This is a genomic window from Polaribacter sp. AHE13PA (assembly GCF_019278505.1).
In the GTDB taxonomy this organism is placed as follows: domain Bacteria; phylum Bacteroidota; class Bacteroidia; order Flavobacteriales; family Flavobacteriaceae; genus Polaribacter.
In genome coordinates this window covers 1,552,956-1,573,493 of sequence record NZ_CP058985.1, presented here as the reverse complement: position 1 = coordinate 1,573,493, position 20,538 = coordinate 1,552,956, and the positions used below count along the sequence as shown (strand labels likewise).

Here is a 20,538-nt window from a genome sequence, read left to right as displayed (position 1 = left end):
AAATCAAAATTACTGTAAATAAATGTATGTGCAAAATTTATAGCAACTAAAAACGAAATCACTTTAATGTTAACTAAATTGTTAAAAAAAAAATAACCTAAATTAAATGGGAACTAGGAGTTATAGTACCTTTAATATACTAATTCAAAACTAATAGTTATGTCCCTCTTAAAGTTTGAATCCATGCTTAAAACCAACGCAGTTTATTTTTTTGATCTGGTTGAGTTTGAAGAAATAATTGTACATTATTTAGATGCTGGTAAACATGCTTTGGCTAAAAAAGCAGTAAAATTAGGATTGCAACAACACCCTGCTTCTGTAGATTTAAAATTACTACAAGTAGAAATTTATGTTTTTGAAGATGAGTTAGATAAAGCATCCATATTATTAAAAATAATTGAGCGTTTAGAGCCTAATAATGATGAAGTTTTTATACAAAAAGCAACCATCAGTTCTAAACAAGGAAACCATAAAGAGTCTATAGAATTATTAAAAAAAGCGTTGACTTTTACAGATGATAAAGTAGATGTTTGGTCTCTTTTAGGCATGGAATATTTGTATTTAGACGACTTTAATAATGCACGTTCTACGTTTATAAAGTGTGTAGAAGTAGATTTTGAAGATTATTCTGCCTTATATAATGTTGTCTATTGTTTCGATATGGAGGCTAAACATGAAGAAGCAATTACCTATTTAAACAGTTATGTAGAAATAAATCCATATTGTGAAGTTGCTTGGCATCAATTAGGAAGGCAGTATTTTATTTTAGAAATGTTTGAAAAAGCATTGATGTCTTTTGAATATGCTGTTTTAATTGATGAATCTTTTATTGGGGGTTATTTAGAAAAAGCAAAAACCTTAGAGCAACTAGGGCGTTATAAAGAAGCTATAGATAATTATTTAATTACCTTAGAATTAGATGATGCAACTGCTTTTGTGTGTCTTAGGATAGGTGAGTGCTATGAAAAATTATTAAATTTAGATGAAGCTATTTCATTTTATAAAAAAGCGGTACATGAAGATCCATTATTAGATAAAGGTTGGGTGTCACTGGCTAATTTATCATTCTTAGATGAAAACTATCAGAAAGCAGCTTATTATATTTCTAAGGCGTTAAAAATTGAAGAGGACAATTTTTTGTATTGGAGACGATATGCTGAAATTAATTTAAGACTTAATTTCTATGAAGAAGCGGTAGTTGGTTATGTAAAATGTTTAAGTTTAAATGATACTGACTTAGAGGTTTTTATTGGTCTAACGGATGTATTATCTTTTTTAGGTGAATTTAACGATGCAATAAGTACTTTAATTAAAGCACAAAAATTTTACAAAGATGCTGCTGAAATAGAATATAGATTAGCAGGCTTATTTTTTATTCTGAATAAAGAAAAATACGGATTTGACCACTTAATTACTGCTTTAAAAATAGATTACGATTATAATATTATTTTAAAAGAATTGTACCCAATTGTCTATGATGATAAAAAAGTACAAAAGCTTTTAGTTGATTATAAAAAAGCGACGGAATAAGTTCTAAAATTAAAAACCTCACAATATTGTGAGGTTTTTAAATATTATTTTAAAAAAAAATTACATTGCTGATTTATAAATTGCAATAGTATCTTCTAGTGTAACTTCTCTAGGGTTTCCTCCTGTACAAACATCTGCTAAAGCATTTTTAGCCATTTCTGCAAAATCTTCTTCTTTAACACCTAATTCTTTTAATCCAGAAGGAATTCCAACAGATTTAGATAAGGCTTTTATAGCAGAAATAGCAGCATTAGCACCTTGTGTATCGCTCATTTCTAATACACCAACTCCCATAGCTCTTGCTACTCTTTTTAATTTATGTGCACAAGCAGGTAGGTTAAAAGCTTCTACATGTGGTAATAGAATTGCATTAGCAACACCATGAGGTAAATTATACATACCACCTAGTTGATGTGCCATAGAATGCACATAACCTAAACCAGCATTTGAAAAAGCTTGACCAGCAATAAACTGACCCCAAGCCATCTTGCTTCTTGCTTCGATATTTTTACCATCTACAACAGCTATTTCTAAACTTTGTGAAATTAATTTAATAGCCTCTAATGCCAAAGCATCAGACCAACCAAAAGCTCCTTTAGTAACATACGTTTCAATAGCATGTGTTAAGGCATCCATACCTGTTGCTGCGGTTAGACCTGCAGGCATACCAATCATTAATTCTGGATCGTTTACAGCAATTGAAACTAAACAATTTTTATCGACCATCACCATTTTAATATGACGTTCCGCATCGGTAATCACATAATTAATAGTAACCTCACTCGCAGTACCAGCAGTTGTATTAATTGCTACAATTGGTAATGCTGCTTTTTTTGATATATTAATACCATCGTAATCTTTAATATCTCCACCATTTGTTGCTAAAATACCAATAGCTTTACCACAATCTTGTGGAGAACCGCCTCCTAGCGTCAAGATAAAATCACATGAATTGTCTTTTAACAATTCTAAACCTGCGTTTACATTTTGGCAAGTAGGGTTTGGCTGAACCTTATCAAAAAGGACTACTTCAACCTCTGAAGCTTCCATTACATCAATAATTTTTTGAGCAACACCAATTTTCACTAAAACCTCGTCAGTTACAAAAAGTGCTTTTTTGTAAGGTAAGCTTTTTAATTCTTCTCCTAAATCGTTTAACGCTCCTGGGCCAATTAAACTTAATGGTGGTAAGTAAATTCTTCTGTTTTGTAACATTTTTAGTTTGTTTAGTTGTAGTTAATAAAAATCGGTGTTTTTACACTGTTTTTCTGTTCGCAAAATTAGCGGTTATATAAGTTTTTAGATATGACTATTATCATGATTCATTTTGTTATCAATAAAAATTAATTATGCATACAAAAAAACCTCACAATATTGTGAGGTTTTCTTAATTTTTTATTGACTAAAATGTATTACTTGCCAGCTTTATCAACAACTAATCTTGCTTCTCTATTGGCAACTTCCCATGCTGTATGAAACACTAAACGCGTTCTTTTTTCTAATAAGTCATATTCAATTTTATCAGGAGTATCAGAAGGCTTGTGGTAGTCTTCATGAGTTCCGTTAAAATAAAATATTACAGGTACATTGTGTTTTGCAAAGTTATAATGATCTGATCTGTAATAAAAACGATTAGGATCATTTTCGTCATTATATTTATAATCTAAATTAATATTGGTATATTTTGTATTTGCTTTTTCAGAAATTTCGTGAAGCTCTGTACTTAATTTATCTGCACCAATTAAATACACATAATTAGAATCTAAAGTATGTGCTTTATCAACTCTACCAATCATATCTATATTTAAATCACAAACGGTATTTGTTAAAGGAAAAACAGGGTTTTCTGTATAGTACTTAGAACCTAATAAGCCTTTTTCTTCTCCGGTAACATGTAAAAATAACACAGATCTTTTAGGCCCTTTTCCAGCTTTAGCTGCTTTTTGAAAAGCTTCTGCAATTTCTAAAATAGCCATAGAACCAGAACCATCATCATCTGCTCCATTATAAATTACACCATTCTTTATTCCTTCATGATCTAAATGTGCAGAAATAACAACAATTTCATCTGGTTTTTCTGTACCTTTTATAAAAGCTAAAACATTTTCAGAATCTTTTAAGTTTCCTCTTCTAGAGTTTTTATTTAAAAATTCTGCAGAAACTTCCTGAAAATAATCATCACCACCTAAAGGTGAAGCAATACCTTGGCTTACGTAAAAGTCTTTTAAATACTTAATAGCTTTTTTTTGTCCAGGTTCACCTGTATTTCTTCCCTCAAACTCATCTGAAGCAAAAATATATAAATGTGTTTTTAAGTTTTCAGCCGTAATTGATTCTGCATATTTTGCAGCATAATCGATATTTAAATCTTCTTGCGTGGTGATTTTACTAGAGCTACATGCTATTAAAAAGAATAGCCCAATAGTGTAAAAGGTGTTTTTCATGAGTTGGTTGAATAAAAATTATAAAGTTGATTGTAAATTAAACATCAAACTTAACTTTTGTTAATCACAAATTGTTGTAACGTTTTGTTAAAATTAACAAGTTCTTTAGGAAAAAGGGTGTCAAAAGCATTTGTTGCTATCAATTCTGTTGGCGTACCAAAATGAACGGTGTTTTCTGTTAAAAGCATTACTTGATCGGCTAATTGAATAGACAGGTTTATTTCGTGAGAAGAAATAATAACGGTTTTATGAGTGTCTGCAACTAACTTTTTTAACAATGAAAATATTTTAATAGTATGATGCATATCTAAATGGGCTGTTGGCTCATCTAAAATAATAATATCGGTATCTTGTGCAAGTGCACGTGCAATTAAAACTCTTTGTAATTGACCGTCACTTAATTCATAAAAACGATTATTTTTAAGATGTTCTATTTCTGTTTGTTGTAATGCAGTTTCTACTTTTTCGATGTCTTTACTAGAAAGTTTATCAATCCAATTGGTGTAAGGTTGTCTACCAAGGGCAATTAATTCGTAAACCGTTAATTGGCTTTCTGGTAAACGCTCTGTTAATACTAAACTTAACTGTGTAGAAAGTGTGGTTTCTGTAAGGTTTTTTAAGTTTTTCTGATGAATAAATATAGCACCAGAAATAGGTTTCTGAACCTTAGAAAGTGTTCTTAAAAGAGTCGATTTTCCAATTCCGTTTTTGCCTAAAACCGTTATTAATTTTCCTTTTTCAATTTCTAAATTGATGTTTGAAGCAATAATTTTAGGGGTCTTTTTTTGCTGATAACCTATAGATAGATTTTCAGTTTTTAAAACGATATGTTTATTTTCTTGTTTATTCATAAATGAGCTACATCCTTCCCAAAAGGAAGGTTAGGATTAATTTATCCTTTTAAACAAATAATCTCTTTTTTCTAATTAGCAACCAAATAACGATGGGTGCACCAAATAAAGATGTAATTGCATTTATAGGCAATGTAAATTCACTTGTAGGCATTTGTGCTATGGCATCGCAAATTAACAAAACAATGGCACCAATAATAGCTACTGCTGGCAATAATATTTTATGATTAGAGCTAGAGAATAACATTCTTGCAATGTGCGGAACTGCCAATCCTACAAATGCAATTGGTCCAGAAAATGCTGTAATTACACCCGTTAAAACACTGGTAATTAGTAAAATAATATTTCGGCTTTTTTTGACATTAACCCCTAAGCTTTTTGCGTAATTTTCACCTAATAAAAAACTGTTTAAAGGTTTTATAACGGTAATAGTTCCTAAAATTCCGATGCAATAAATAATAGTAAAAACCGTAATTTCATTCCAAGTTAAATTACCCAAACTTCCAAAACTCCAAAAGAGGTATTGCTGTATTTGGGCTGCTTCACTAAAGTAAGCTAAAACACTAATAACTGCAGATGTTAGTGAGCCAAACATTAATCCAATTATTAAAATAGACATAGTGTTTCTAACTTTGTTTGCAGCAATAATTACAGCAGATAAAACTAAAAAAGCACCAAGACTTGCAGCTATAGGTAATGACCAATTAGATACAGAACTTGTTAGAAAAAAGCCACCAAAAACAGAAGAACCTAAAATTAAAATAGCAACTCCTAAACTTGCTCCAGAAGAGATACCCAATACAAAAGGACCCGCCAAAGGATTCCTAAATAAGGTTTGCATGAGTAAACCACAAATAGACAAGCCAGAACCTACTAAAATAGCTGTTATGGCTTTTGGTACTCTAAAATTAACAATAATGGTTTCCCAACTTTCTTTGGTTACATTACCACCAAAAAGGCTGTTGAAAATATCTTTAAACGGAATAGAAACAGACCCAAAACTGATATTCAAAAAGAACAAAACTACCAGTGAAATTGATAAAAAAAGGAAGTGTTTTGTGTATGATTTGTTTTCCATTGATGCTTGTTGGTTGTGCACAGTCTAAACTTACTTAAACTTCTCTAAAGCTGTGCTTTTATCTTCAAGTTAAAATATTTTTAACTTGAAGATAATGTTCTAGAGTTTGATTCTAATAATTATATTTTGATAAAAATTTTACTAATTTCTGAATTGCAATTCCTCTATGAGAAATGGTGTTCTTTTCTTCTGAAGTCATTTCTGCAAAAGATTTTTCATAACCTTTTGGTTTAAATATGGGGTCATATCCAAAACCTTTTTCTCCGTGTTTCTTTTCTAAAATGTCTCCTTTGCAAATTCCTTCAAAAAGAAAATTTTCATCATTTAAGTTTAAAGCAACAGCGGTTCTAAATTGTGCTTTTCTATTTTCAGTAGGTTTTAAATCTACCAATAATTTTTGCATATTGTTTTCAGAATTAGAAGGCTCACCTGCAAAACGTGCAGAATATACACCTGGTTTTCCGTTTAAACTTTCTACTTCTAAACCGGTATCATCAGCAAAACAATTATAACCGAATTTTTTGGTAATATAATCTGCCTTTAATTTAGCGTTTCCTTCTAAAGTGGTTTCTGTTTCTTCTATTTCATCAAAACAGTTAATGTCTTTTAAACTCAATAATTGTATTGAATCTGGTAACATTTCTTGAACTTCAGCAAGTTTGTTTAAATTGTTGGTAGCGAAAACTAATTTCATCTGTTTCATTTTAGCAAATGTAAGAAATTAAACAGTGAAATTTTAAAGAGTTCTGCGATAGAAATTGATTAATGTAAAAATTTAAATTAAGGAATTATTGTAACAGAAAGAGCTCTTGTGAAAAGTGTAAAATAAAGTTATAGGTTACGATTTTTTTTTGGTAAGTATAAAAAACTTGTCAACATGTGTTTACATAAAAATCAAAAGAAACTATTTTATTATTCCCCCAAATTCATAAAAATTACTTTTTAATTTTCTATAAACACATATATTGCCGTTGACAAGTTTATTTACTCTTCTTCTTTTTCTTGTTTGCATATGCCAACTCAAACTTAGAATAAATAAATAATGTAAACTTCATTTAAAAATTTAAGGACTAGTCATTTTAATGAAATCAGTAAGAATTTTAATGAATCAGTAATAAAATTAAAAGAATATTAGTTAATTTTTTGTAGGTTTGATAAATAAAAATACCTCAAATAGTTTGATCGAAGCCTTTTTATTTTTATTTACAGGCATTATTGGGCTTGTTATACTTACCTTAATGATTAGGTCATATAGATCTAATCCATTTTGTAATTTTTTTTTAGTTTTAATTATAAGTGTAATTTCATTTCGTTATTTTTTTCATGGTAGTTATGTTTTAGGTTTACAATCGATTTTAAAACCAGATAGCGGTTTATATTCCTTACTTTTTTTAATTCTTGCTCCTTCTTTATATTTATATTATAAGCATTTAGTAGATCAGAAAAAAGCATATAACCCTAAAGATTTTAAACATCTTTTTTTTATAATATTTCTATATCTAATCAATACAGTCGAAGTTTTACAAAATAGCTTTATATTTTATTTTGGTACAATGACTAATTTTTATTTGATATCAATTTTTGTGCTGTTTTATATCGTTTTAATATTTAGATTGTTAAAGAATAAAGTTTGGTTCAGAAAAAACATGCTTTTAAATAAAGATCATTTTAATTTGGTTAAAAATTGGACCATTTATTTTTTTGTAATTAACATACTTTGTAGTTTAATGGTTTTTATTTCCTTGTATTTAGAGTTTAAATCAGGTATTAAGGTTTCGGGGAAAACAATGGCTGTTTTTTCAATGGTTTTTTGGTTATCCGTTTTCTTTAAAATTTTAATCTCTCCAGAAATTTTATACGGACTTCCTATTCTTAATAAAACTTTATTAAAATTTAATGAGGTATCACCTGAAGAGGAAGAGCAATTAGCTTCAGTAAGTGACATTGTAGGTAATAATTGGGTAATAGAAGTCTCTATAAAAGAAGATAGTCAAGATTATAGATTACAAGAAAATATAAGAACCAATATTGTAAGTTATATTCAAGAAGTTGATAAATTAAGTGCAGAACAATTTATTTTTAGAGGTCAAAAAGTTTCACAGAGTGATATTGCAGAAACTTTAGGGGTACCTACAAGTCATATTGTTTATTTGTTTAAATATCATTCTAAAATTTCTTTTACAGAATATAGAAAAAATAGTAGAATACAAGATGCTCTTAAACTTATTGAAGGTGGTTTTTTAAACACAGAAACCTTTGAGTCTTTAGCCTATAAAACGGGATTTGCATCATATAATCCTTTTTTTATTGCCTTTAAAAGTATTACATCACATTCACCTCAAGATTACAGTAGAAGTAAGAAATAGAAAAATATTTTTTATTCATGATGGTAAGGCTCATTTTTAAGAATTGTAAAACCTCTGTACAATTGTTCAACAATAAATAATCGAATCATTTGGTGTGAGAATGTCATTTTAGATAAAGATATTTTTCCGACAGACTTTTTATAAACCGCATCAGAAAAACCATAAGGTCCACCAATTACTAAAACTAATTGTTTTATACCAGCATTCATTTTTTTCTGTAAATATTTAGAAAACTCAATAGAGGTAAAGTGTTTGCCTTTATCATCTAACAAAACTAAATTATCTGTGTTCTGCAGTTTAGATAAAATCAATTCACCTTCTTTTTCTTTTTGCTGAATTTCGCTTAAATTCTTTACGTTTTTAATGTCGGGAATAATCTCTAATTCAAACTTTATATAGTGCTTTAATCTATTTTGATATTCATCAATTAACTGAATCAAATTTTTATTGTCAGTTTTACCAATGGCTAGTAATTTAATTTTCATAACTCTTGTCAGGTCGAGCGCAGTCGAGACCTTATAAAAACCTCTCGACTGCGCTCGAGGAGACAATTATTGTCGGTACAAATTTATAAGTTTTAAAACATAAATTGGACAGAACAGACCAAAAGTTGAAAATCATTGTTATTTTTACATCAGAATTCAATAATTATGATATCAAAAGAACAATTTCAGAACGAGTTAGATTTAATTATAAAAAATGCTATTAGAGAAGATATTGGAGATGGAGACCATACTTCACTTTCTTGTATTCCTGCCGATGCAGAAGGAAAGGCAAAATTGTTGGTAAAAGAAGACGGAATTATAGCCGGAGTAGAGTTTGCAAAACAAGTTTTTTCTTACGTTGATAAAGATTTAGAAATAGAAACATTTATAAATGATGGTGATGATGTAAAATATGGAGATATTGTTTTTCATGTTTCAGGTAAATCTCAATCTATTTTAATGGCAGAACGTTTGGTCTTAAATGCTATGCAAAGAATGTCTGCAATTGCAACAAAAACAGCCTTTTTTGCAAATTTATTAAAAGGAACAAAAACCAAAGTATTAGATACTAGAAAAACAACACCAGGAATTAGAGCTATTGAAAAATGGGCTGTAAAAATTGGAGGAGGAGAAAACCATCGTTTTGCATTGTATGATATGGTAATGATTAAAGACAATCACATCGATTTCGCTGGTGGGATTACAGCTGCAATTACCAAAACAAAGAAATATTTAGCAGAAAAGAATATCGATATTAAAATTATTGTGGAAGCGAGAAGTTTAGAAGAAATTAAAGAAATTTTATCTAACGACGGTGTTTACAGAATTTTAATAGATAACTTTAATTATGAAGATACTAAAAAAGCAGTTGCACTAATTGGTGATACTTGCTTAACAGAATCTTCAGGCGGAATTAACGAGGAAACGATTAGAAAATACGCAGAATGTGGTGTAGATTTTATATCTTCTGGTGCATTAACACATTCGGTTTATAATTTAGATTTAAGTTTAAAAGCTTTTTAAGAATGTTAAAAAGTTTGAAAAAAATACAAAGTTGCAGTATACAAAGTCTGACTTTGTAACTCTGTTACTGCTTTTAACTTTGTAACTAAAATAAAAAAAAATGAAAAAATATATAACAATAGCTGCATCTTTAATGTTGGTGATTTCTTGCAACACTAAAGAAGCTAAAAAAGAAAACACAATGGATATTTCTAAAAATCCTTTATTAGTGAAAAGTACGTTAGAATATGGTACACCAGATTTTACTAAAATTAAAGCAAAACATTTTTTACCGGCTATTTTAGAAGGTATGAAATTGCAAAATGAGGCAATTGAAAAAATTACTCAGAATACTGAGGCTCCAAATTTTGAAAATACCATTTTAGCTTTAGAAGAAAGTAGTAAAAAGTTAGATGATGTAACTGCTGTTTTTTATGGATTGGCAGGCGCGCATACCAATGATACTATTAAAGAAAATCAAAAAGAATTAGCGCCAAAGTTTTCTAAACACAACGATGATATTTTACTAAATACACAATTGTTTGCAAAAGTAAAATCGGTTTATGAAAATCTTTCTGAAGCTAATTTAGATGCTGAATCTAAACATTTGGTTGGAGAATATTTTAAGAATTTTTCTAAAGCAGGCGCAAATTTATCCGAAGAAAAAAAAGAGAAATTAAAAGAAATCAATTCAGAAATAGCGAGTTTGTCTAACGATTTTGGAAAAAAATTATTAGATGCAAGTAAAAAAGGCGGAATTACAGTTACTAATAAAGAAGGTTTAAAAGGTTTTTCTGATGAAAAAATAAAGTCTTTAGAAAAAGATGGTGCCTATGAAATTCAGTTAGTAAATACAACGCAACAAGCTTCTTTACAAACGTTAGAAAATAGAGAAGTAAGAAAAGAATTATTCGAAAAATCGATTCATAGAGCAGATGCTGGTGAGTATGATACAAGTGATCTTGTTTTAAAAATGACAAAGTTAAGATCGGAAAAAGCACAAATATTAGGTTTTGATAACTATGCTAGTTGGAGTTTACAAGGAACCATGGCGGCAACTCCAGACAAGGTTTTTAACATGTTCAAAAACTTAATTCCGGGTTCTTTAGATAAAGCAGCATCAGAAATAAAAGAGATTCAAGCAGAAATTAATAAAGAAGGAGAAGACTTTAAATTAGCTGCTTACGATTGGAATTATTATGCAGAAAAAGTACGTAAATCTAAATATAACTTAAACGAAGATGATGTAAAACCTTATTTTGAAATGACAAACGTTTTAGAAAAAGGAGTTTTTTATGCGGCAACAAAATTATACGGAATTACATTTAAAAAACGTACAGATATTCCTACTTATCACCCAGATGTTGTGGTGTATGAGTTGTTTGAAGAGGACGGTTCTAAATTAGGATTATTCTTTGGAGATTATTTTGCAAGAGATAGCAAACGTGGTGGTGCGTGGATGAGTAATTTTGTAAAACAATCTAAATTACGCAATCAAAAACCTGTAATTTATAATGTTTGTAATTCGTTAAAACCAGCAGAAGGAGAACCGGCATTAATCAGTTTTGATGAAGTAGAAACCATGTTTCATGAGTTTGGTCATGCATTACACGGTTTCTTCGGAAATCAAAAATATGCATCTATTTCTGGTACAAGTACCGCAAGAGATTTTGTAGAATTTCCTTCTCAGTTTAATGAAAATTGGTCAACACATCCAGAAATTTTAAATAATTACTCGATACATTATAAAACAGGAGAAGTGATTTCTGTTGAATTGCTGCAAAAAATTAAAGATGCGGGTACTTTTAACCAAGGATATTCTATGATAGAGAATTTATGTTCTTCTAGTTTAGACATGAAATGGCATACAATTTCACCAAATGAGACCATTGAAGATGTAGCTAATTTTGAAGCAGAAGCCTTAAAAAATATGAAATTAAATTTGGATGAAATTCCTCCAAGATACCGTTCTACTTATTTTGCACACATTTTTAGTGGTGGTTACGCTGCTGGTTATTATTCTTATTTATGGACAGAAATGTTGAGTCATGATGCGTATGATTGGTTTAAAGACAATGGCTTGTTAACTCGTGAAAACGGACAAAAATTCCGTGAGCAAGTTTTATCTAAAGGAAACACAATGGATTATGCAGAAATGTATAAAACATTTGCAGGGAGAGATCCTAAAGCAGCACCAATGTTAGAAGCAAGAGGTTTAAAATAATTAATAAAATGAAACATATTATAAAAGTTATAGCGGTAGTTTGTATTCTATTTTCAGCATGTAAAAATAACACAGCACAAGATGTTTCTGGTGTTTATATTGGCGAATTTCCATGTGCAAGTTGCACGGGAATCGATAATAAAATGACCTTAAATTCTGATAAAACCTTTGTGTTAGAGAGCGTGTATAAAGGTAGAGGTGATGATAATGTTTATACGAAAACAGGAAATTATTCCGTTGAAAACGGAAAAGTTATTTTAGAGTTGGAAACGAGTCCTTTTAAATATGAAATTGGAGACAATTATATTGAAATGCTAGATATTGATGGTAATAAAATTAAAAGTGAATTAAACTATAAATTAACAAAACAAGAGTAAGTTTAGATGACAGATACTTATTTTGATAGCGAAGAATTTACTAAAATAGATTACAGGAAAACTAAAATAAACAAAGGTGAGTATGACAATTGTATATTTACCAATTGTAATTTTGAGAATGTACATGTGTCCAATATTCAGTTTGTAGAATGCGAATTTATAGATTGTAATTTTAGCAATGCAATTTTAAATAATACTGCTTTTAGAGAGGTTGCTTTTATCAATTGTAAAATGATGGGAGTGAAATTTAATGAATGCGATGCGTTTTTATTACAGTTTAGTTTTAAAGATTGTCAATTAAGTTTTTCGTCTTTTTATCAATTAAAAATTCCGAATACAAAATTCAGTAATTGTAACTTACAAGAAGTAGATTTTACAGAAGCAGTTTTAACCAATTCCATTTTTGATAATTGTGATTTTAATGGCGCAATTTTTGGTGAAACTAATTTAAAAAAGTCAGACTTTAGAACCGCTTTTAACTTTAATATCAGTCCGGAAAAGAATCGCTTAAAAGGAGGGAAGTTTAGTAAAGAAAATATTATTGGGCTTTTATCAGAATATAAAATTAATATTGAGTAAGTTTTTCCCTTTGGGGAGATTTATGTAAAGCAAAAGGGCTAATGAGTAGGGAGATAGAAGAAAAACTAGAAAAAATACCAGTTGTAAATTTCTTGGTACTATTTGGAAAAAGAATAAAAGTTCCTGGTTTAGAAGGAATGTCTTTGTACGATGTAATAGAAATGTACATCATTGGTATTGTAAAAGGTGCTTTAACAACTAGAGCAGGAGGAATTGCATTCAGTTTCTTTATGGCTGTTTTTCCTTTTTTACTGTTTATCTTAACGTTAATTCCATACATTCCAATAGAAGGTTTTCAAGAAGGGTTATTTTCATTTATTAAAGAAGTTTTACCACCACAAACTTTCGAAGCTGTAGATGTTGTGTTAAAGGATATTATTAATAATCAATATGGAGGTTTGCTTTCTTTTGGTTTTTTACTGTCTATCTTTTTAATGACAAATGGTGTGAATGCTATCTTTGGTGGTTTTGAACATTCATATCATATAACTGATGTAAGAAATGTTTTTAGAGCCTATTTTGTTTCTTTAGGTGTTTCTTTATTAATGTCATTCTTTTTAATTATAGTAATAACTTCACTAATTTTATATCAATTTGCATTGTCTAAAATTGATGAAACAGGTTGGTTAGATACATCCGATTTAGATCTGTTTTATTATGGAAGAAGTCTCATTTTTTTAGTGATGATTTTCACGATAGTTTCGTTGCTTTTTAGATACGGAACAAAACAAGGAAAACAAACAAAATTCTTTTCTGCAGGAGCACTTTTAACCACAGTTGTATCTTTGTGTACGTTTTATTTATTCGGAATTTATGTGGTAAAATTTGCACAATACAATCAATTATACGGTTCTATTGGTACTCTTTTAATCTTGATGTTATTTGTGTGGCTAAATGCAATTATCTTATTGTTAGGCTTTGAGTTAAACGCTGCTATTTATGCTTTAAGGTTCAGAAATAAAATTGATTCTATTTTATAACATTTCTAAGTTTTTCACGATATTTGCGCTCGCTAAAAGCAATTATCATTTAACAATTATCAGTAATCTAATCTGGTTTATTAAAAAATGATAAATGAACATTGATAACTGATTTATATGAAACCAAGTATTCCAAAAGGAACTAGAGATTTTTCGCCAACAGAAGTAGCTAACAGAACGTATATAATGAATACGATAAAAACTGCTTTTGAAACATTCGGATTTCAACCTATAGAAACGCCAAGTTTTGAAAATTCATCAACCTTAATGGGGAAATATGGTGAAGAAGGAGATCGTTTGATTTTTAAGATTTTAAACTCTGGAGACTTTTTAAAGAAAGCCGATGAAGGTCTTTTATCAGAAAAAAACAGCTTAAAAGTTACTAGTCAAATTTCAGAAAAAGCATTACGTTACGATTTAACAGTGCCCTTTGCGCGTTACGTTGTACAACATCAAAATGATATTACGTTTCCCTTTAAAAGGTATCAAGTACAACCTGTTTGGAGAGCAGACAGACCGCAGAAAGGACGTTTTAGAGAGTTTTTTCAGTGTGATGCAGATGTTGTTGGTAGTAAATCTTTATGGCAAGAAGTAGAATTTGTACAATTATATGATACCGTTTTTAGTAAACTTGGTTTAGCAGGTACGAATATTAAAATTAATAATAGAAAAATACTTTCTGGAATCGCAGAAGTTATTGGTGCACAAGATAAATTAATCGATTTTACAGTAGCTTTAGATAAGTTAGATAAAATTGGTAAAGATGGTGTTGTTAAAGAAATGTTGTCTAAAGGCATTACAGAAGATGCCATAGAAAAAGTACAACCTTTGTTCGATTTTTCTGGGTCTAATTTAGATAAACTAGCTTCGTTAGAAGCTATGTTGTCAACTTCTGAAGAAGGAACAAATGGAGTAGAAGAGTTGCGTTTTGTAATTAATTCTGTGGAAGAATTAGGTTTAGAAACAGCAACTTTAGAAGTAGATGTTACTTTAGCAAGAGGATTAAATTATTACACCGGTGCAATTTTTGAAGTTTCTGCGCCAAAAGGTGTAAAAATGGGTTCTATTGGTGGTGGTGGAAGATATGACGATTTAACAGGAATCTTTGGTTTAAAAGATGTTTCTGGAGTTGGTATTTCTTTTGGATTAGACAGAATCTATTTAGTATTAGAAGAGTTAGGTTTGTTTAAAGCTGTAGACTTACCAAAACCTAAGGTTATTTTCTTAAATTTTGAGTCTGATACGGATGTTCTAAAAATGAAAGCCATTAAGGTTTTAAGAGAAAATAATATAAAAAGTGAATTTTATCCTGATTTAGCAGAAAGTAATAAGGCACAAAAACGACAATGGAAATACGTTAGTTCTAGAGAAATAGAATTTGTAGTTTCTAATGTAGTAAATGATGTTTTTACTTTAAAGAATATGAATTCAGGAGAGCAAACAGATGGTGATTTATCAGAAATACTATCCTTACTAAAAGCATAAATTATAGTTTTATAATTTTTATTGATTCGTAAACTAAAATAATACGTTGCAAACACGTAAATTTGCACTATAATAAGAATGAAATGTTTGAATTGAGCAGCAAAATGAATGACGAAAGAATTGAAGAAATAGGAGAGAATCACGTTGGTACATCAGCCAAAACTCCATTAAGAGCAGATGCTTTTGATATAACTGATGAAGAAAAAATTGAAAGAATTCAACAGAGTGTTAAAGATATTTTAACCACTTTAGGTTTGGACTTAACAGACGATAGTTTACAAGGAACTCCTAAAAGAGTTGCTAAATCTTTTGTTAATGAACTTTTTATGGGGTTAGATCCTAAAAATATGCCTAAAGCATCTACGTTTGACAATAATTACAATTATGGTGAAATGTTGGTAGAGCGCAATATCGTTGTATATTCTACTTGCGAACATCATTTATTGCCAATTATTGGTAGAGCACATGTTGCTTACATTTCTGATGGGAAAGTAATTGGACTTTCTAAAATGAATAGAATTGTAGAGTATTTTTCTAAGAGACCTCAAGTGCAAGAGCGTTTAACAATGCAAGTTGTGCAAGCTATGCAAGAAGCTTTAGGTGTAGAGGATGTTGCTTGTGTTATTGATGCAAAGCACTTATGTGTTAATTCTAGAGGTATTAAGGATATTGAAAGCTCTACTGTTACTGCAGAGTTTGGAGGTAAATTTAAAGAAAAAGAAACGAAAAGAGAATTTTTAGAGTATCTTAAAATGAATACAAAATTCGAGTAAATTTTGTTTTTTTAAGCCACAAAATATATACTATTAAAAAAATCCGTTTAGAAATTCTAAACGGATTTTTTTATGAAAAGTTTTATGTAAAATATACTTTGTATGGTTTTTGTATTGGTTTTTTTATCATAAATGTAATAATCTATTTATCTTGTAGGGTTTATGTATTAGTGTTTTAAGGTGTTAAAAATGAGTTAATTTTTATATTTCATGAAAAATAATTCTTATGTATAAAACACAATTGACTAAACTACTTTTTTTAGTATGCATTACATTTTCATTTTCTAATTATGCACAAACCATTATAGCAGGTAATGGTAGTTATACTAAAACTTTTCCAGGAACAGATGTTGCTGGTAGAAATGGATATCCTTCTGGTTCTCCTCAATTAACTGGTAATGCTTTAGGCAAACCAGTGCCAACAAATGATTGGTGGTCTAAATTAATAAAAGAGGATCATGCAGATAATTTATTTAATTATCCTATGACCTTAAAAACCACTAATAATGGTTTAATTGTAACGTATATTCCATCTGGTGTTATTGGAGATTCTGCCCCGATTGAAGTAAAACTATCTGGTTTATCAACCACAAAAACAACCGTTTCTGATTATTCTGATTGGACTGTAACCATGAATTGGAAAGACGGTAATCACGAATTAAAAACGACAGCAGGAATTGGGATGCCTTTTTTATACTTTGAAAAAGATGCGGATGATATTGTAGAAATTAAAGTAAATTCTGGTACATCAACAATTTTAAACGAATTATTAATAGTAGAAAATGCTACAAGTGGTGCAGATTTTGTTTTTTATGCACCTGTTGGAAGTACTTGGGTAAAATCAGGTAATGTATTTACATCGACATTAAATGGAAAAGACTATTGGTCTATGGTAATGTTGCCTCAAACAACATCAAATGTAACTACAGCAGCGCAAGAATTTAAAAAATATGCCTATGTTTTTCCAACAAATACAGAAACTTCTTGGACTTATAATGAAACGTCATCTAAAGTAACAACAACGTTTACGGTTAATACTGTTGTAAAAGAAGGGACTGAAACAGATATGTTATTAGGGTTATTGCCTCATCAATGGAATAATTTATCATCAATTTCTGCAACTCCAAGTGAAGCTACTTATAGCTCAATTAGAGGCGCTTTAAAAATGTTAAAAGGAAATACTTTTTCTGTAGAAAATACTTTTAAAGGTATTTTACCAACGTTACCTTATTTAGCAAATTATAGCGAAGGTTTTAGTCCTGCTGCTTTAGATAGTAAAATTGCTCAAATTGAAAACGATGGTTTAGCAACTTGGACAGATTCTTACAACGAAGGACAAGTTATGAATCGTTTAATTCAAACCGCAAGAATTGCAGATCAAACAGGTAATGTTGCAGCAAGAGATAAAATGATTGCAACTGTAAAAGAACGTTTAGAGGATTGGTTGTCTTTTGAACCTGGAGAAAAAGCCTTTCTTTTTTATTACGATACAAATTGGTCTACTTTATTAGGATATCCTGCAGGTCATGGACAAGATTCGAACATAAATGATCATCATTTTCATTGGGGATATTTTATTCATGCAGCAGCTTTTATGGAGCAATTTGAACCTGGTTGGATGCATCAATGGGGAGATATGATAAATCTTTTAGTTAGAGATGCAGCTTCATCAGATAGAGATGATGATACGTTTCCTTTTTTAAGAAATTTTAGTCCGTATGCGGGTCATAGTTGGGCAAATGGATTTGCTTCTTTTCCACAAGGAAATGATCAAGAATCCACATCAGAAAGTATGCAGTTTGCATCCTCTTTAATTCATTGGGGAACGATATCTAACAACAAAGAAATTAGAGATTTAGGAATTTATATCTATACCACAGAACAAACAGCTATCGAAGAGTATTGGTTTGATGTTTATGAACGTAATTTTTCTAATTCGCAACAATATAGTTTAGTGTCTAGAATTTGGGGAAACTCTTATGATAATGGTACTTTTTGGACTGCAGATATTGCTGCTTCTTATGGAATAGAAATGTATCCAATTCATGCAGGGTCTTTTTATTTAGGGCATAATCAGCAATACGCTCAAAAATTATGGGATGAAATTTCTCAAAATACCGGTGTTTTAAATCAAGAAGATAATGCCAATTTATGGCACGATACCTATTGGAAATATTTATCAATGATAAACCCACAAGAAGCTGTAAATCTATACAATGCGTATCCCGATAGAAATTTAAAGTTTGGTATTTCTGATGCGCAAACATACCATTGGTTACATAGTTTAAATGCTATGGGAGTTGTAGATGCAACAATTACTGCAGACTACCCAATTGCAATGGCTTTTAAACAAAATGGAACAACTACGTATGTTGCTCATAATTATACCAGTGCAGAAAAAATTGTTTCTTTTTCTGATGGATTTAAATTAGCAGTTCCTGCTCATAAAATGGTTACTAATAAAGATGTTTCTATTTCTGGTGTTATCAGTTCAGATTTTAATCAAGCTTATGTAAATGGAAGTGTAAATTTATTAGTTACAACTACTGGAAGTGATGTTACAAAAGTTGAATTTTATGACGAAACGACTTTAATAGGAACAAAAACAGAGGCTCCGTATATTTTTAAAGCAGAAAATTTAACACTTGGTGTACATGGTATGTCTGCAAAAGTGTATGAAAGTACTAATTTTAATGTCACTAATATTGTACAAATTCAGGTTGGTGAACAAGTACCTTTTTTAGATAATGCTTTTACAATTCCTGGAATTATCGAATCAGGGAATTATGATAAATTTGAAGGTGGAGTTGGGCAAAATATTTCTTATGTTGATGTTTCTCAAAACAACGAGGGTGATTTTAGAACTGATGAATATGTAGATGCTGCAGTAGATAATACCGAAGGAAATATAGTTGGTTGGATTTCTGCAGGCGAATGGTTAGAGTATTCTATTGATATACAAACGTCTGGTAAATACAGTTTAGATGTACGTTTTGCTTCTGGTAATTCAAATGGTGGAGGCCCTTTTTATTTAGAAATTGATGGTAAAAAAATAAGCTCAGATATTAATTTGTCTTATACAGGTGATTGGTCTAGTTGGCAAACTAAAACAGTAAGTGATATAGAGTTTACAAAAGGAGAACACATTTTAAGAGCTGTTTTTACAAATGGCGAATTTAATTTAGGGAAAATGGATTTTACATACGCTGCTCCTTTAGATTATATGCCACCAGTTGCAAATGCAGGAGAAAATGTAATAGTTATTACACCAGAAACTAGTGCAACTTTAGATGGTTCTTTAAGTAATGATCCAGAAAATGAAACATTAACTTATTTATGGGAACAAATTTATGGACCATCAATAATTAATTTTAATGATAATACTTTAGAATCTCCATCAATATCAAACTTAGAAAAAGGTGTTTATAAATGTAAGTTAACAGTTAATGATGGCACATATTCTGCAAGTAGTTTTGTGTTAGTTGTTGTTCAAGATAATGCGAATGCAAGTCCAACCATTTCTATTACTTCACCATCAAAAAATAGTTCTTTTTCTGTTGGTACAGCAATAAATATAACAACTTCAGCTTCTGATTTAGATGGAACAATTACAAAAGTTGAGTTTTACGATGGTAATTCAAAAATTGGTGAAGATACAATGGCACCTTTTTCTTTTAATTGGACAAATGCTGCAGTTGGTACGCATGAATTAAAAGCAATTGCGATAGATAATGAAGCTGCACAAACTACTTCTCAAAGTATAAATATTACTATTAACGAAGTAAAAGAATGTACAGAAACATCAAATGAAGCACAACAAGGTTCATTTTCTACAGGCTATAATGTAACATTTGAAACGATAGGGACAAGTGTAAAAGTAACATTTGAATTATTAGATACAGATAGAGTAGGAGTTGTAGCTTATTTATGGAATCAAACACCTTTTGGTGAAACGCAAATGGAAAATGTTTCTGGTTTAAAATTCACAAAAACGATAGGAGGTTTAACTCCCGGAGAAACTGTTTCTTATGGATGTAAATTTGCTTTTGAAGGAGGTTTAGCTGTAACAAAATATATCAATTATAAAGTTGGTGATAGTTGTGCTTCTTTGAGTGTAGTTGACGTTTCTTTAGATAATGAAATCATTGTGTATCCAAATCCTGTTAAGAATAAATTGTTTATTGTATCAAAATCTGTTAATATTTCAAAAATTGAAATTTATTCAATTTTAGGAAGTTTGGTTAAAAAAGAGACAAATAATTTTAACAGTATTCAATTAGAAGATTTATCTAAAGGATTGTATTTAATTAAAATTTATTCAGATAAAACATCAATAACTAAAAAGTTTATGAAACAATAACTAA

Annotated in this window: 16 protein-coding genes; 10 read left to right on the top strand and 6 right to left on the bottom strand. The window is 29.9% G+C overall.

Annotation, left to right across the window (positions count from 1 at the left end):
• Positions 1–183 precede the first annotated feature (183 nt).
• Entirely contained in the window at positions 184–1,530 is a 1,347-nt protein-coding gene (locus H0I28_RS06895; protein ID WP_254712850.1) for a lipopolysaccharide assembly protein LapB, read from the top strand.
• A gap of 60 nt (positions 1,531–1,590) precedes the next feature.
• On the opposite strand, the gene H0I28_RS06890 is transcribed toward H0I28_RS06895, so the two are convergent.
• From H0I28_RS06890 to H0I28_RS06870, 5 genes are all read right to left on the bottom strand, one after another.
• Positions 1,591–2,745 (bottom strand): iron-containing alcohol dehydrogenase, encoded by a 1,155-nt coding sequence (locus H0I28_RS06890; protein ID WP_218730811.1) that lies wholly within the window; start codon positions 2,743–2,745, stop codon positions 1,591–1,593.
• A gap of 197 nt (positions 2,746–2,942) precedes the next feature.
• Positions 2,943–3,974: a M28 family metallopeptidase gene (locus H0I28_RS06885; protein ID WP_218761134.1), complete on the bottom strand. Its 1,032-nt coding sequence runs from the start codon at positions 3,972–3,974 to the stop codon at positions 2,943–2,945.
• Positions 3,975–4,024: 50 nt separating this feature from the next.
• Entirely contained in the window at positions 4,025–4,825 is an 801-nt protein-coding gene (locus H0I28_RS06880; RefSeq protein ID WP_218730809.1) for an ABC transporter ATP-binding protein, read from the bottom strand.
• 49 nt (positions 4,826–4,874) lie between these two features.
• Positions 4,875–5,903, bottom strand: coding sequence for an iron ABC transporter permease (locus tag H0I28_RS06875; RefSeq protein ID WP_218730808.1), 1,029 nt, complete (start codon positions 5,901–5,903; stop codon positions 4,875–4,877).
• A gap of 112 nt (positions 5,904–6,015) precedes the next feature.
• Positions 6,016–6,597, bottom strand: a complete 582-nt coding sequence (locus H0I28_RS06870) for a non-canonical purine NTP diphosphatase (RefSeq protein ID WP_218730807.1) — start codon at positions 6,595–6,597, stop codon at positions 6,016–6,018.
• A 952-nt stretch (positions 6,598–7,549) separates the two neighbouring features.
• On the opposite strand from H0I28_RS06870, the gene H0I28_RS17555 reads away from it, so the two are divergent.
• The gene (locus H0I28_RS17555; protein ID WP_254712849.1) at positions 7,550–8,269 is read left to right on the top strand and encodes an AraC family transcriptional regulator; all 720 of its coding nucleotides are present in this window, start codon (positions 7,550–7,552) and stop codon (positions 8,267–8,269) included.
• A gap of 11 nt (positions 8,270–8,280) precedes the next feature.
• Here H0I28_RS17555 and rlmH read toward each other — a convergent pair whose 3' ends face one another.
• Positions 8,281–8,754 (bottom strand): 23S rRNA (pseudouridine(1915)-N(3))-methyltransferase RlmH, encoded by a 474-nt coding sequence (rlmH, locus tag H0I28_RS06860; protein WP_218753719.1) that lies wholly within the window; start codon positions 8,752–8,754, stop codon positions 8,281–8,283.
• Positions 8,755–8,919: 165 nt separating this feature from the next.
• On the opposite strand from rlmH, the gene nadC reads away from it, so the two are divergent.
• The 8 genes from nadC to H0I28_RS06820 all read left to right on the top strand — a co-directional run bounded on the left by nadC (position 8,920) and on the right by H0I28_RS06820 (position 20,534).
• Positions 8,920–9,777: a carboxylating nicotinate-nucleotide diphosphorylase gene (nadC, locus tag H0I28_RS06855; protein ID WP_218753717.1), complete on the top strand. Its 858-nt coding sequence runs from the start codon at positions 8,920–8,922 to the stop codon at positions 9,775–9,777.
• A gap of 100 nt (positions 9,778–9,877) precedes the next feature.
• Positions 9,878–11,980, top strand: a complete 2,103-nt coding sequence (locus H0I28_RS06850; RefSeq protein WP_218761130.1) for a M3 family metallopeptidase — start codon at positions 9,878–9,880, stop codon at positions 11,978–11,980.
• Positions 11,981–11,988: 8 nt separating this feature from the next.
• Entirely contained in the window at positions 11,989–12,357 is a 369-nt protein-coding gene (locus tag H0I28_RS06845; protein WP_218761128.1) for a copper resistance protein NlpE, read from the top strand.
• Between the two features lie 6 nt (positions 12,358–12,363).
• Positions 12,364–12,936 (top strand): pentapeptide repeat-containing protein, encoded by a 573-nt coding sequence (locus tag H0I28_RS06840; RefSeq protein ID WP_218761126.1) that lies wholly within the window; start codon positions 12,364–12,366, stop codon positions 12,934–12,936.
• Between the two features lie 41 nt (positions 12,937–12,977).
• On the top strand, positions 12,978–13,916 hold the full coding sequence (locus H0I28_RS06835; RefSeq protein WP_218761124.1) for a YihY/virulence factor BrkB family protein: 939 nt from the start codon (positions 12,978–12,980) through the stop codon (positions 13,914–13,916).
• Positions 13,917–14,033: 117 nt separating this feature from the next.
• A complete protein-coding gene (gene hisS / locus H0I28_RS06830) occupies positions 14,034–15,401 on the top strand; it encodes a histidine--tRNA ligase (RefSeq protein ID WP_218761123.1) in 1,368 nt (455 codons plus the stop codon).
• 83 nt (positions 15,402–15,484) lie between these two features.
• A complete protein-coding gene (folE, locus tag H0I28_RS06825) occupies positions 15,485–16,174 on the top strand; it encodes a GTP cyclohydrolase I FolE (protein ID WP_218761121.1) in 690 nt (229 codons plus the stop codon).
• Between the two features lie 226 nt (positions 16,175–16,400).
• Complete coding sequence (locus H0I28_RS06820; RefSeq protein ID WP_218761119.1) at positions 16,401–20,534, top strand: glycosyl hydrolase; 4,134 nt, start codon at positions 16,401–16,403, stop codon at positions 20,532–20,534.
• Positions 20,535–20,538 lie beyond the last annotated feature (4 nt).